The sequence below is a fragment of the Rhodococcus sp. 06-156-4 genome, assembly GCF_002259345.1.
Taxonomy (GTDB): Bacteria; Actinomycetota; Actinomycetes; order Mycobacteriales; family Mycobacteriaceae; genus Rhodococcoides; species Rhodococcoides fascians_E.
Genome location: NZ_NPGB01000003.1, coordinates 303,412 through 317,943 on the forward strand (window position 1 = coordinate 303,412; position 14,532 = coordinate 317,943).

A 14,532-nucleotide genomic window follows, 5' to 3' on the forward strand; every position below is an offset into this window, starting at 1 on the left:
GGAAGGACGCCGAAGTGAACAGTCGAAGTACTGCACTGCACAATGCCGACGTGCCCAGCGCGGCCGATCCGACCGCCGAGGGGAAGTTTTCGACGTGGTTCGGGCCCGAGGACGCCGGACTCTTCGGAACGGTGCACGTTCCCGCCGGTGGTCTCGCGCGAGGCGCAGTCGTCCTCTGCCCGCCGCTCGGCAAGGAACAGGTCGATTCCTACCGCGGCCTGACGCTTCTCGCGCAGAAACTGTGCGCGCGCGGGCTTCTCGTTCTTCGATTCGACTACGCAGGTACCGGTGACTCGTACGGAGCGCAGGATGCGGCGGACAATGTCGCACTGTGGCAGAACAGCATCGCGACGGCCGTCGACTACGTACGCGGATGTGGCGTCACCGACGTCGCCTTGGTGGGACTGCGGGCGGGTGCACTGCTCGCCGCGTCCGTCGCTTCGGAGGTCGGACCTCTCGCCGCGGTCACTCTGTGGGATCCGGTGGTGCGCGGCCGGTCTTATGTCCACGAGCAGAAGGCCCTGTACTCGGTCAGCGTGACCCAGGACTCGGACGTCGACCCCAGGGTCTCGATCATCGGTGCTGTACTGCACCCGGACGCCGCGAAAGCTCTCGGTCGACTGGACACCACCGCCGTGCCGTCGCTCATGGCTCCCGTGTTGGTCGCGACCCGTTCCGAGCGGGGCGATTCCAAGCCGATTCGCACCGTCGTCGCGAACCAGAACGCCGACGAGCACACCCTGTCCCGCCACGACGCGTTTCTCGAACCGAGCGATTTCGAGGTCGAGCTTCCGACGTCGGACATCGCGCACATCGCAGAGTGGGTGGCGGACAAGTTCGGCGACGTCACCTCCGAGGTGTCCGTGCCGCTGCGCACCGTCTCGAACCTCGGCGCGGTCCGCGAGGAGATCGAATCCGTCGGTCCCGATGCGCTGTTCGGTATTCGCACGTACTCGTCGGAGTGCATACCCGGAGGCCCGGCTGTCGTGTTCTATCCGACAGCGAACGAGCACCGCGTCGGTCCCGTCCGCAGCTGGGTCGAACTGTCGAGAGTGCTTGCTGCTCACGGCGTATCGACATTGCGTTTCGATCGGCGGGGCACCGGCGAAAGCGGTGAGGTCCTCGACGACGAGATCACTCGCCTCTACAGCGACGCGGGGAACGAGGACGCGCTCGCTGCCGTCCGAGCAGCGGGAACTGCGCCGCGGAACGTCATGGTGGCGGGAATGTGCTCCGGCTCGTGGTACTCCAGCTACGCCGCCCGCGAGTTGGGCGTCGGCTCGGCGGTTCTGCTCAACACACTCGACTGGACGACGAAGCGCCTGGAATTCGTCAAACGATCCTCGATGCGCACCGAGGACACCGGCCTCGTCGGCAAAGCTCTCGACGCACTCCACGACATCGGGGTCACGGTGAAGAACCGCGCCCAGTCGGCCATGCCGTACCCCCTGTGGTTCTGGCTCGGCAACCGCGGCCTGATTCAGGTGCCGGAGATCTCCCTGCGTCTGCTCGAGGCCGGAAACGTACGTACCACCGTGCTTCTGTCACCCACCGACACCGAGTGGTTCGTCGACAACCGCGGTCCCGAAGGGATGGAGCGACTGCGCGGCAAGCGTGCGGCGAGGCGTCGACACGGCGGGTCGGTGCGGCCGGCCGTCGTGAAGTCCTTCGACAGTGGTGATCACTCGCTGTACGGTCGAGACCTGCGAGAGACCGTGCGCGCCGAGTTGCTCCAGGCCGCGGCCGAGTCGTTCGACGTCGACATCGTCGCGCCGTCGCCGCCTGTACCGGTCGGGTGGAATCGACTGTGAAGCACCGCGCTCCGAAAATTGCTCCACCCCGGCACGACAATCTGCAACGGCTCGAGTGGTATCCGCTCGAACCGGTTCGCTGGGACATGGGCCTCATGGCTCACACCATGCCGATCCAGAAAGTGCAGGCACCCGAGCCTCACCTTCACGGCACCCCGCTGCTGCAATCCACGAACCTGGACACGTCCGAACAGAACGCGTCGGGCACCGACACCAAGAGCTCCGACCGCAATCTTGCGCTGAACTCGCTGGCCATGATGCTATCCACCGTCGTGACCGGCGGTCTCGGTCTGCTGTTCTGGGCCGCGGCCGGACGCCTCTATCCGGTTGCGGAGGTCGGCAGCGCATCGGCCGTGATCACGTCCGCGGTGATGCTCTCGACGCTGTCCAATCTGAGCCTCGGGTCGATGTACGAACGCTTTCTACCTGTCTCCGGCAGGCTCGCCAAGTCGTTCGTCGTGCGGGGGTACATCACGGTCACCGCGTTCGCGTTCGTGTTGGGCTGCGGATTTCTCCTCGTCGCACCGGTGGACAAGATGTTCACCTCCACCGCCGAGATCGTCTCGTTCCCACCCTTCGTCGCTGTTCTCGCGGTGTTCGCTCTGCAGGACCAGACGTCCTCCGGGCTGGGAGTCGCGCGGTGGGCGGCCGGAAAGAACGTCTTTCACGCTGTCGTGAAATTCGTTCTCCTGCTTGCTCTGTTCTCGACCGCGCGCAGCACCTCGATCATCGCGGCGTGGGCAGTCCCCGCGATCATCGCGTCGGTCGTCGTCTTCCGAGCAATGTTGAAGAACCTCAGGAACGAGCCGCGCTACAAGTCGGAACCGGATCTTCCTCCGAGGCGCGAGCTGTGGTCCTACTTCGGATCCGCCTACGGCATCACGGCGCTGGGCTCGCTCGCTCCGTTGCTCGTTCCGATGATCGTGGTCGCCACCCTGGGCGCCGAGGACAACGCGTACTTCTCGTTGACCTGGTCGATCGTCAGCGCACTGTACATTCTCATCAGCGTGCTCGTCGGCCCGTTCGTCGCCGAAGTGGCGGCCAACCCCGAGCAGTTCAACCGTCTCACCAAACGCTTCATGACGATGGTGTGCATCGTGGCCGTCGGCGGTTCCTTCTTCCTCGCCGTCATCGCGCCGTTCGGTCTGGGGATCGTCGGCGAGCAGTACCGCGAGAACGGCACCATCATCGTGCAGTTGGCGGCGGTGACCATTCCGCTGTCGGTCATCGGCTCGTTGTACGACGGTTTGGCCCGTGTGCAGCGCCGGATGCGGCTCGCCGTCGTCGTTCAGGTCGTTGCCACCACGATCATCATCGTCGGTTCTCTGACCCTGTCGTCCAGGCTCGGAATCGCCGCTGTCGGGTGGGCGTACCTCGCCGCGGAAGCGTTCGGCGCGCTCGTGTTGATAGTTCCGTTGATCAAGTGGATCCGCGAATTGTCCTCACGTGGCGAAGAGCCGCCCGATGATCCGTTCCCGCCCAGCGGCCCGTACCCACCACCACCTGCACGCGACAACTCGTCTCGTGAATTCGGTCCATCGACGCACCGCACCCAGGATCGCGAGTTCAGTTCGGCAGGTGCGCATCACCTCCGAACCGCGCACCTCGAAACCACGGACCCGTTACGCGCCCCCTATCGAAAACCTGCACCTGGAAGAAGCGCACCGTGAGCCGAGCACACTACAAAGCCAGCGCGATGGACATGCTGCGCTCCGAGGGCCGCATCGTCTGCGCTCTCGGACCGGCGGACTTCGGCGGCATCGACAGGGTCAAGGAACGACTTCTCCGGCTCGCGTCGTCCGGCCGCGAGACGCGCCTCGGTTTGCGGGTGGATCCGAACTCGAGGAAGTGGTCCTACCGTCCGGAGTCGGTCTGTGACCACGTCACGACTTCTGCTCCGATCGGTCGCGCCGACGTGGTCGAGCAGTTGGAGCAGCTGTCCGATTCGGTGTCGATCGATGTTCCGATCCGGGTGGTACTCGCCGGTGAATACTTGCTGCTGGATCTGTCGCACGGGTTCAGCGATGCGGTTCTGCCGATCGAATTGTTTGCGTTTCTCGCGGATCCTGTTGCCGTTCCTGCTCTTCCGGGGTGGGCCGAGGCACGTACGCTTCGCAACCCGCTCCCCCGTGCACTGGCGGGCTGGATGGCGCGCAACCCCGGCAAAGTCGTCGACGTTCTCTACGGCAAGTTCGGACAGCCCCCGGCCGAACTCGTGACTCCCGCGCTCGCGCCGATGGAGCAGGCACGGGTGCCGTGGGGCCGCTCGCCTGCGGTGGCAGCAGCGACGTCGGCTGCCGGTGCACCCGCGGCGATCCGTGCGTGGCGACGGGACAATCTCCCCGAGGTGTCCGTCACGTCCATTCTGTGCGCTGCCATCGCGACGGCGCTGTCCACGCGCGGCATCTCGACGTCGTATTCGGCCGGATTCCTGTTCGATTGCAGGCGTTACCTACGTACCGACGGCGTCGCACTCGGCAACTTCGCCGTCGGGATCGACTTCGAGGGGGTCGACCCGACGAACGCGACCGCGTTGCACGAGTCCGTTGCGCACGCCATCGACAAGGGCCGCCCGCTCGCTGCCGGGGCGCTCAGCACGATGACGTACCTGCGCACCCGTTCCGCTCGCCCGGCCATCTCGACGGCGACGGCTCCCGCGACGGCCGATGCGCGGCTCACGTTCTCCGACGTCGGGCGTATTCCGCAATTCGACGGCATCGCGTGGACTGCGGACCCGGAACAGAGCGTCTTCGTGCCGCTCAGCGAACCGAGTGTGCCGGAGTCCATCGTCGTCACCTCCATGCACATTCGCGACGTGTTCCATGTGACCGCGTCGTTCCACGACAATTTCTTCGACCGTGACGCAGTACAGTCCGCGTTGAACCTGGCGATGTCCGATCCCGTTGCTCTACTCAGTGCGCAGGAAGTGTCCCGATGAGCATTCACATGCAGCAGGCCCGCCGGGCGCTGCGCGGCAACCCGACCACCGGACCGGACGCGTCCCTGTGGGCACGCATCGGCTACTGGGCAGGTCTGTCGGTGGTGCAACTGTTCGTGTTCGAGTTCGTCGTCGCGGCGACGTGGCGGGGTCTGTACAGCTACCGGACCAACTTCATCAGCGAACTGGGCGTTCCGTTCTGCGGCCCGACCGGTTCGTGGCCGTGCAGCAAGCTCTACGTGTTGGCCGACGTGTCGATCGCGCTCGTCGGCGTTGCCCTCGTGGTCGCGGCTGTGGCGTGGATGGTCACGGGTGTACTCGACGTCCGCGGCGGTGTCCTCCTTGCTGTCGCCGGGCTGGGTGCCGTCGTCGCCGGGTCGATCAACCAGGGTCTGAACTACAGCGTGCACTCGTTCGGCGCGACGCTGATGTTCGTCGTCGGATCGCTCGGGCTCATCGTGGCGGGTGGGCATCGCTCGCTGCACGGCTCGGTCCGGATCACGGTCACGACGCTCGGGTGGATCGGACTGGCCGCGTCGCTGTGCTTCATCGGTGGACACAACTTCGGGTTGGGAATCGGCACCATCGAGCGCGTCGTCGTGTACGCGATTCTGGTCGCGACGGTGGTGCTCGCCGTCGCGCATCGCAGGACTGCGCGCCGGCTGAGAATTCTGGACACCGCAGCGGGCAGTGAGGCGGACGAGTCCGCCGATACGTACAGCCCCGACGAGCGTCCGGTCTACGGCAGCACGAACGCCGACCGGCACCGTGGACCGATCGGCACGAACGATCGATGACCCATCGCTATGATCCGCCGACGGTCGAGGTATCACGACTTCCGTCCTCCGGGACTCCGCCGCGTCTTCCGCATCGGCGGACACGACGGTGGCCGTCGTTCGCAGTCCTTGCTGTGGTTCTGCTTCTGGCTGTCGGGGTGGGTGTCGTTGCGTACCGCGAGTTGTGGCCGCAGTCCGATGCGACGGGTTCACAGGCAGCGGACGCCGAAGCGGTGAACGGTTTCACGGTGTACGACCAGTTCGACGGACCGTCCGGATCCAGGATCGACTCCAGCAACTGGAGTTACGACACCGGCCGGACCGGGTGGGGTAACAACGAGAAACAGAACTACACCGATTCGGTCGACAATGCGTACCAGGACGGGTCCGGCAACATGTCCATCTCCGCGTTGCGCACGCCGGACGGCTACACCTCCGCGCGGGTGACGACGAAGGACAAGTTCGAGTTCACCTACGGCCGCGTGGAAGCGCGTATCAAGATGCCTGCCGGCGCTGGGTTGCATCCTGCTTTCTGGATGCTCGGGACCGACATCGACGACGTCGGCTGGCCGATTTCCGGTGAGATCGATGCGATCGAGACGTTGAACGAGGCGGACAACTTCCACATCGGTGTGCACGCTCCACAGGCGGACAGTCTGAACAGCCAGAAGGTTCAGCTCGCCGGGTACCCGGCCAACAACCTGGCCGACGAGTATCACGTCTATTGGGTCGAGAAAGCGCCCCGGAAGATCGTGATCGGCATGGACGATCAGGTGCTGCAGACGGTCACCCCGGCGCAACTCGACGGCGCCGACGAATACTGGGTGTTCGACAAGCCGTTCTACCTGCTGTTCAACGTCGCGGTCGCCGGCGATTGGCCAGGTCCTACCGACGCCGACACCGAATTCCCGGCGACGATGTCGGTCGACTGGGTCCGATACCGAACCGACTGACTCAGCCTGCTCCAGAACACGTATTTCCCCGTGCAGTATCGAAAGGATCCACCCCGTGTCGACATCATCCGTTCTCCAGCCTGCACTCGTCAGCGCGCAGCCGCCCGAGTGGTCCGGCGCGGTGTGGATCGGAGACGTCGACATCGAAGCCGCGTTGCCCGATCGTCTCGCCCTCGACGGGGCTGAGGGATATTCGCGCGCGCGGCTCCTCGTCCGACGTTCCGCCGACCCGCTCGGATTCGTCGATCTCCCGATCGTCTCGGAGGGCATCGACACCCATGAGCTCGTCGAGGCCGTTCGCAAGCTCGACGTTCACGGCGCCGAATCACTTCCGGAGGGTGACGGCGCGGAGCCGGACATCACGGTCGTGATCTGCACCAGGGACCGGATCGATCACCTGCGCGGTGCGCTGGCCTCGGTGTTGGAGGTGGATTACCCGAGCTTCGAGGTCGTCGTCGTGGACAACGCTTCCGCGACGGACGCGACCACCCGCTACGTCACCGAACTCGGTGATCCTCGCGTGCGCGTCGTGTCGGAACCGGTTGCCGGACTGTCTCGCGCGCGCAACACGGGCCTGCGTGCTGCGCGGCATTCCATCGTCGCGTTCACCGACGACGACGTCGCGGTCGACGCGCGGTGGTTGTCCTCGATCGCTCGCGGCTTCGCCCGGGATGCCCGCGTCGCGTGTGTCTCGGGGATCGTCCCCAGCGGCGAGATCCGCACTCAGGCCCAGGCCTACTTCGACCGGCGTGTCGGGTGGGCGAGCTCGGTGACGCCTCGTATCTTCTCGCTCGCCGAGCCTCCCGCCGACGTTCCGCTGTTTCCGTTCCAGGTCGGCATCTACGGGACGGGCGCCAACTTCGCGGTGCGCCGCGACCGAATGTTCGACCTCGGTGGTTTCGACGAGGCTCTCGGTGTCGGTTCTCCCACGAACGGTGGTGAGGATCTGGACATGTTCTTCCGCGTCCTGATGGCCGGAGACAAGTTGGTGTACGAGCCTGCCGCGATCGTGTGGCACCGGCACCGTGCGGATTCCGACGCCTTGGCCGTGCAGGCCAGAGGCTACGGACTGGGCTTGGGTGCGTGGCTGACGACGGTGGCGACGAACAGGCGTTCGGCATTGCTCGCGGCGCGAGTTGCGTTCCGCCGGCTCGGCAGCACGGTCGTGTTGTCCGCACGGATGTCCAAGGTTGCCTCTCCTCCCGAGGATCTCGCGGACGATCTTCCCGAGGGCATCGGCAGAATGGAACTACTGTCCATCGCGAAGGGCCCGGGTGCGCTGCGTCGCAGCCGCAAGGAAGGCCGCAAGCGTCAGCCGTTGTTGGAGGTGAACCGTGCCCCGGTCCTCGGTTGATCGTCGGTTCTCGCTCGATCGGCAACCGTCGATCGCGGTGACGCCTCTGCCTGCACCTCGGCCCGAAATTCGATTCGCCGACGTAGCCGTCGTCGCGTCGGTGTGCGCCGCGGCGGCGATGCTCCCTCTTCCCGGTGTCGTGCGCGCGGTTTTCCTCGCGGTGCTGATCTTCGTCGGACCCGGCGCGACGATTCTGACGTGGGTCTACGTTCCTCCTCGTGCCCGTTTCGCAGCGGTTCCGGTGCTGAGCTTGGCACTGATGACTCTGGTGACGACCGGTGCCATGTGGGGTTATCAGTGGAACCCCCGGTGGATCACCGCGCTCGTGGCTCTCCTGCAGATCGGCTCGTCGCTGTTGTGGTATCGCAAGTACAGGGCGTGGCCCGATGCCTCGGGGTGGTCGACGTGGCTGCGACGGCTGGTCGATCGACGCCAACTCGGTGAACACGCGACGACGCTCGTCGGCAGGGTATGGGATCGAGAGTACTTGCGCCGCAACGTCGCCGGGCTGATGCTCGCGCTCGCCCTCGTACTGTGGCTCCCGTCGTTGCCCGGCCTGGAGAAGGCCGGTTACTCCCAGTTCGGGTTGCTGACTGCCGGTACCGGGCCGGTGCTGGTGGTGTGCATGGCGTTGGTCGTCGGGGCATTTCTGTTGGCGGTCAAGCGTCATCAGTTTCGTTCGGCGGTCGCCGCTGTAGCCGTGGCCATCATCGTGCAGCGTCTGACGGTCACACTCGTCACCGATGCTCCCGTCTACGAGTGGACGTACAAGCACGTCGCTGTCACCGAGTACATCCTGTCGTTCGGCTCGCTGCCGCCGAACGGCATAGACATCTACGCTCAGTGGCCCAGTTTCTTCGTGGTCACTGCATGGTTCAGCGACGTGACCGGGTACGGCATCATGTCGTTGGCGCATGTGTTCGCGCCGCTGGTGCACGTGTTGATCGCATTCTTCGTCTACGCCTTGGCGCGCGTGTTGAAGCTGAAGCCTCGAACAGCCGTGACCGCCGCGATGCTCGCGGAACTGGTCAACTGGGTGGGGCAGGACTATTACGCGCCGCAGTCGCTCGGCTTCGTTCTCGCCATCGGTTTCCTCGTTCTGCTGATGGCCTCGACGCAGCTTCGTGTCGCGGGATTTCTTGCGCTCGTTCCTTTCGCGGCGTTGGTACCGACCCACCAGTTGACGCCGTACTGGCTGTTCGCTGTGGCCGGGGTCCTGCTGGTCACTCGCCGCGCGAAGCCGTGGTGGCTGATGTTCCCGCTGGCCTTGATCCTGATCGGGTACCTGATTCCACGGCTGGACATCGTCGCCCCGTACGGCCTGTTGTCCGGGTTCGATCCGGTCGAGAACGCGGCGAGCAACGTGCAGACGCCCGGCATCCTGGGCAAACAGGTGACCTCGCTCATCTGCCGGGCTCTCTCCGCGGGCGTGTTCGGCTTGGCCATGATCTCGATCGTCTATGCCTGGCGGACGAAGAAGCCGTTCTGGGCTCCGATGGTGATGGCATTCGGTTCCATCGGGCTTCTCGCGGGCCAGAGCTACGGCGGCGAGGCCATCTTCCGTGTCTATCTGTACGCGATTCCCGGATGTGTCCTGCTCATCGCGCCGATGCTGATCGCTGCACTCGACGCGGATGTCGCGGGTGCACGCAGCACGGTACGGATGGTGTCGACGCGAGTGGCGGTCGCCTGCGCGTTCGCCGGAACCGTCGGCGCGGCGACGTTCGGACTTCAGGGGTACTTCGGCCTGTGGCCGTTGGTCGTGGAGAACAAGTCCCAGGTCGACAACACACAGGCGTTGGTGGCGAATTCGCCTGCGGGATCGAAGTTCACGATGCTGTATCCGGCCGGCTATCCGATTCGGTCCACGGCCAAGTACGTGGAGCAGGCGGAAGCCAACGAGATGTTCGACGCGCCGCTGAACTACTACGGTCCCGAGTACATGTTGGAGTTCCCGACTCCGGATCAGCTCGAGGCGTTCGAATGGGAAGCGTCACAGCAGGGGGCGCCGTCCTACGTCATTCTCACGCGGCAATCGCTCGAAGCCATGAACTACTACGGTTTCATGAAGAACGGTGCTCCGGAGGCCTTCGAGCGCTGGTTGCGGTCCAATCCTGCGTGGTCGTTGCACTACCAGGACGCCGACACGATCGTGTTCGAGAGACGGAACAGCTAAACCACCCGCAGGTATGAGCAATGTCTCTCGAAACCGCCATACGGTTTGTTTATTCGTAGCTTGACAAACTCGTAGCTTCTTTTAAGGTTGTACACAGTCGATGAAAACGAGATCCTGACCCTTAGCGGGGCGCAGGTAACGTCTCTGTGGATCCGCCGGGGGTCGCGTCACAGATCTTCTGAGATCAGTCGGAAACACTGCACTCAACCCGTCTGGAAAAAGGATATGTCGAACTCCCAGAACCCTCGCATCAGCGTTGTCATCCCAACCCTCAACGAGGCCGCCAACCTGCGCCACGTACTGCCGTTGCTGTCCCACGACTACGAACTGGTCTTGGTCGACGGCGGCAGTGTCGACGGCACCATCGACGCTGCGCGTGAAATACGCGGAGACATCCGCATCATCAAGCAGACCCGCAAGGGCAAGGGCAACGCTCTCGCGTGCGGATTCGAAGCTGCTACCGGCGACATCATCGTGATGTTCGACGCGGACGGCTCGGCCGATGCGGACGAGATCCCGCGCTTCGTCGACGCCCTGCTCTCGGGCGCGGACTTCGCCAAGGGCAGCCGCTTCACCGCGGGCGGCGGCAGCCACGACATCACTCCGCTTCGCCGCGCAGGCAACGGCGGGCTCCACCTCGTCGCCAACACACTGTTCGGAACCAAGTTCTCGGACCTGTGCTACGGCTACAACGCTTTCTGGCGCGACCTGGTGCCGGTTCTCGACCTTCCCGTGGTCGATCAGGAGGACGTGGCGCCGGGCGAGATGCTCTGGGGCGACGGCTTCGAGATCGAGACCATCATCAATTGCCGGTTCGCCGAGGCGGACGTCCGGATCCAGGAAGTACCGAGCGTCGAGCTGGCTCGTATCTACGGGCAGAGCAACCTTCGCACGTTCTCCGACGGCTTCCGCGTCCTGCGCACTCTTTTCACCGAGCGTCTGCGCGCACGCAAACTGGCGAAGAACTCCATCCCGCGTCCCGACCGTCGTACCAACGTTGCACGGACGGACATGGACTTGGAGTTCGAGGCCTTCGAGGTGTTCGACGAGCTTCCGTACCAAGAAAAGTCGGCGTGATCGACAGGTCGTCGGGGACTGACACAGCAGGCGAATCCAGGGCATCTCAGCTGGCGAGGCCCACGTGCTCGGTAGTCATCTGCGCGTACACGCTCGATCGCTGGGACGATCTGAGCGCAGCGGTCGATGCTGTGCTCGGCCAGTCGAACCCCGCGTCCGAGCTTCTGGTCGTCATCGACCACAACGATCGTCTGTTGTCTCGCGCGCGTGAGCAGTTCCTTCCCCGCGGGGAAACCGTCGTCGTCACCCCGAACACGCATCCCCGTGGATTGTCCGGAGCTCGAAACACGTCGTTGGACATCGCTACCGGTGATGTCGTCGTATTCCTCGACGACGATGCGACGCCGCGGTCGACGGAGTGGTTGGCGTCGATTCTGGGCCACTACTCCGATCCGTCGGTGTACGCGGTCGGCGGATCTGCCTATCCCGTGTGGCCGACGTCGCGTCCCCCTTTTCTCCCCACCGCTGTAGCGGGTCAACCGGGCGAGCTGGATTGGATCGTGGGCTGTACGTACAGGGGGCAGCCCACGACCACTTCGGCAGTGCGCAATCTGATGGGCGCCAACATGTCCTTCCGACGTGAGCCCGTCGTGGCTCTCGGTGGGTTCGTGTCCGGAATCGGCCGTATCGGTCGAATTCCTCTCGGCTGCGAGGAAACCGAGCTGTGCATCCGGCTCCGACAGACACATCCGGACGCGGAGATCGTCTTCGACCCGTCCATCGTCGTGGATCACACGGTCAGCGCGGACAGGACCCGCCCGAGATACTTACTGTCCCGCAGCTACGCCGAGGGCGTGTCCAAGGCAGCGATCGCGCGGCTGATCGGATCGGAGGACGCGTTGTCGTCCGAGCGCGCATATACCGCGAAGATCCTGCCACGTGCCGTCGGGCGTGAAGCCTCTGCCGCGGCCCGTGGAAACCCTGTTCGTGCCTGGGGAGCCATGGCTGTGGTTGCCAGTGTCGGCGCTGCCGGATTCGGTTACGTCCGAGGCCGACTCAGCCGTATCGCGGCTAGCTGATCTGCGCGCGCTTGATCGAATTGAGCGCGCGCACGTGGCCGGACACCTTCGCCTTCGATCCGGTCAGGGTCAGCACCCGCTCCGCCCCCGGTGCAAGGTGGAACCACGAGTCACTGACCTCCATGCCGTCGGTGTCGACGCAGACGTAGTGCGCCGCCCATCGACTCGACACGGTCAGTGACCACTCACCGGGGCCGACGTTGTGTGCCGAGGCGCTCAGACCGACGTCGTTCTGACGAGGGTGCCGCTCGCCGATCAGGTGAGTTGCCTGATCGAGAACCGCTCCGTCTGCGCCGACGAGTTCGACGACCACGGCGGAGTACTTCTGCGCCCCGAACCTGTAGGCATGGTTGGCGTCGGTGAACGATCCCAGAACGCGGTCCAGCGACACACTGTCGGTCGTGTGCGGTCCGAGGTCGATGTGCACCTCGGCGGGCTCCCCCACCGGGCCCGTCGTCCCGTAGAGCACAGCTCTGAGATCTCCCGACACCGATTCACCCGTGTCGTTGGCGACCTGGATCGTCAATCCGTCCAGACCGTCGTCCACGACGAAGACGCAGATCGGGCTACTGAGTCGAGCCAGGCTGTACCACGGGGCTTTCGATGTGCCCGTGGAGTCTCGCATGCCCCAGCCCGCACCGGGCACGAGGTCGCGCAGTGTCAACACCAGTGCGCCTGCACACTCGGAATCCGCCCGACGCCAGTGCGAATACGCGGACTGTACTGCCTCGCACACGGCCGCTCGCCCGTAGTCCAGATACAACTCGGAGTCGTCGCGGCGTATCAGGTGTGGATCGACGCCGAATATGTCTCGCACGTAGTGATCGCGGACATCCTCGAAGTCCCACGACGATCCCCGGTCCCTCGGTATCGCCGACTTCCAATCGGGGTGGTGGCCTGAAACATTCGCGCTTCCGAACATCGCGTCGACGGCTCGGCGCTCCGGCGGGACGGCGAAGGCAAGGCACTCGGCAGCGAATCGAACGCGCGCAGTACGGACGTCGGACAACGGCCGCAGATAGCCGCCGACACCGAAGTAGTGAGCGATACCGTCGCCGACGTGAGTGTGGAGCTCACCGGAGGTGGACGACGGGCTGGATGTCACGTACGGCGTTCCAGGAAGTCGACGTTCGAGATGATCGGGAATGACGTTCTCCAACAGCTCCATCCGCTGGTTGTCCGATGGAACACCGAGCATGGTCGGCTGCTGCTGGGTTTCGCTACCGCCACTGACGACGGCCAAGGCGGGATTGCCGCCGACGATCGCGAAGAATGCGTCGAGCTCGCGGCGGACTGCATCGAGGAACTCCGGATCGGCGGGCGGGTCGGTGGTTGCGAACATCACGTCCTGCCACACCAGGATCCCGAGTTCTGCACACAGTGACCAGAATTCAGGTTGCTCGTACACCATGGTGCCGACTACTCGAACCATGTTGAATCCTGCATCGCGGACATCGGTCAATTCCGCTCGGAGAGTGTCGGAATCGACCCACATCCGCACCGGATCGAGCGGTACCCAACACCCACCACGGGCAAACACGCGAGTTCCGTTGACCGAGAATGTCACCGACGCACCGGACTGCTCCAGCTCCACCTGCCGAAATCCCAGACTACCCCGTCCCTCGACACGGCCGTCGACGTCGAGCTCCCATGGATACAGGGCCGGCCGGCCGTGCGTGTGGGGCCACCAGGGTGCCACGTCGGCGACGGTCACGGTGACGTCCAGGTCGCCCTCGCCGCCGGGAAGGTCGAAGTCGTGTTCACCGACGCGCAGGGACACCGAGTCCGCCGGCGACGTCAAACGTGCGCGGACCCGGACGGTACCGTCGTCACCGGACAGCGTCGCGTGCACCCGAATGTCCTCGGCGACACCCCGTTCACGGAGACGGACGGATCGCCACAGACCGACCACAGGGGGCACCTGCCCGTACACCGGCGCCCGCCCGAGGAGACTCGTGCGTTCGTGTCGTAGACCTTGCCGATCGATCAGAGACGACCGCCAGCGTCCGCGCGGCGTGCGCTTCTTCAGGCGAGCGTCCATCGAGTCGACGCGGACAGTGACCTGCACGCGCCCGTGCCCGGTAGGGATGTCGACGGACACCGGGACGAACATCGACGTCGTCGTTGCCGATTCGATCCCGTCGACCCAGACGGTGGCGTGGGTCGCGATACCGTCGAACGTCAGGACGAACGCGCTGTCACCGGATGCGGGGACGGTCGTGGTGAACCACCAGTCGACGGAATCGGGTGGCGATGCCACCGTCGACGCCGCCACACCGCCGGGCACCAGAGCAGGGGTCCACACGACATCGTCGTCGAGCTCGTCGGGATGATCCACCGAGCCCGGCGATACCGACGTGACGCTCCACTGCAGTTCAACGGCATGCGCGTCGGACACGCGATTGGGTCTCACAGGCGATGAATACTT

Annotated in this window: 10 protein-coding genes; 9 read left to right on the forward strand and 1 reads right to left on the reverse strand. The window is 64.8% G+C overall.

Translation table 11 applies throughout. From position 1 onward, the window contains the following. Positions 1-14: 14 nt before the first annotated feature. From CH290_RS01600 to CH290_RS01640, 9 genes are all read left to right on the forward strand, one after another. Positions 15-1,811, forward strand: coding sequence for an alpha/beta hydrolase family protein (locus CH290_RS01600; RefSeq protein ID WP_052083140.1), 1,797 nt, complete (start codon positions 15-17; stop codon positions 1,809-1,811). Beyond that, entirely contained in the window at positions 1,808-3,481 is a 1,674-nt protein-coding gene (locus tag CH290_RS01605) for a lipopolysaccharide biosynthesis protein (protein WP_033189127.1), read from the forward strand. The genes CH290_RS01600 and CH290_RS01605 overlap by 4 nt, the downstream gene beginning before the upstream one ends. Beyond that, positions 3,478-4,749: a hypothetical protein gene (locus tag CH290_RS01610; RefSeq protein ID WP_033189126.1), complete on the forward strand. Its 1,272-nt coding sequence runs from the start codon at positions 3,478-3,480 to the stop codon at positions 4,747-4,749. Before CH290_RS01605 ends, CH290_RS01610 begins: the two co-directional genes overlap by 4 nt. Continuing rightward, positions 4,746-5,546 carry a DUF998 domain-containing protein gene (locus CH290_RS01615; RefSeq protein ID WP_020110741.1) on the forward strand — a complete coding sequence of 267 codons (801 nt, stop codon included), beginning with the start codon at positions 4,746-4,748 and terminating at the stop codon, positions 5,544-5,546. Before CH290_RS01610 ends, CH290_RS01615 begins: the two co-directional genes overlap by 4 nt. Further along, on the forward strand, positions 5,543-6,478 hold the full coding sequence (locus CH290_RS01620) for a glycoside hydrolase family 16 protein (RefSeq protein ID WP_230620964.1): 936 nt from the start codon (positions 5,543-5,545) through the stop codon (positions 6,476-6,478). Before CH290_RS01615 ends, CH290_RS01620 begins: the two co-directional genes overlap by 4 nt. A gap of 55 nt (positions 6,479-6,533) precedes the next feature. After that, entirely contained in the window at positions 6,534-7,832 is a 1,299-nt protein-coding gene (locus tag CH290_RS01625; RefSeq protein WP_052061801.1) for a glycosyltransferase family 2 protein, read from the forward strand. Continuing rightward, entirely contained in the window at positions 7,813-10,008 is a 2,196-nt protein-coding gene (locus CH290_RS01630) for a putative glycosyltransferase family protein (RefSeq protein WP_052083139.1), read from the forward strand. Before CH290_RS01625 ends, CH290_RS01630 begins: the two co-directional genes overlap by 20 nt. A 225-nt stretch (positions 10,009-10,233) precedes the next feature. Then, the gene (locus CH290_RS01635) at positions 10,234-11,085 is read left to right on the forward strand and encodes a glycosyltransferase family 2 protein (RefSeq protein ID WP_033189123.1); all 852 of its coding nucleotides are present in this window, start codon (positions 10,234-10,236) and stop codon (positions 11,083-11,085) included. Then, the gene (locus CH290_RS01640; protein ID WP_052060148.1) at positions 11,082-12,104 is read left to right on the forward strand and encodes a glycosyltransferase family 2 protein; all 1,023 of its coding nucleotides are present in this window, start codon (positions 11,082-11,084) and stop codon (positions 12,102-12,104) included. Before CH290_RS01635 ends, CH290_RS01640 begins: the two co-directional genes overlap by 4 nt. Here the strand turns inward: CH290_RS01640 and CH290_RS01645 are convergent. Beyond that, positions 12,097-14,517: a glycosyl hydrolase 2 galactose-binding domain-containing protein gene (locus CH290_RS01645; RefSeq protein ID WP_230620963.1), complete on the reverse strand. Its 2,421-nt coding sequence runs from the start codon at positions 14,515-14,517 to the stop codon at positions 12,097-12,099. The genes CH290_RS01640 and CH290_RS01645 overlap by 8 nt on opposite strands. Positions 14,518-14,532 lie beyond the last annotated feature (15 nt).

Bases quoted from the DNA above. Each gene is read 5' to 3' on its own strand.
- CH290_RS01615 (WP_020110741.1), top strand. From the start codon at position 4,746: ATGAGCATTCACATGCAGCAGGCCCGCCGGGCGCTGCGCGGCAACCCG.
- CH290_RS01620 (WP_230620964.1), top strand. From the start codon at position 5,543: ATGACCCATCGCTATGATCCGCCGACGGTCGAGGTATCACGACTTCCG.
- CH290_RS01635 (WP_033189123.1), top strand. From the start codon at position 10,234: ATGTCGAACTCCCAGAACCCTCGCATCAGCGTTGTCATCCCAACCCTC.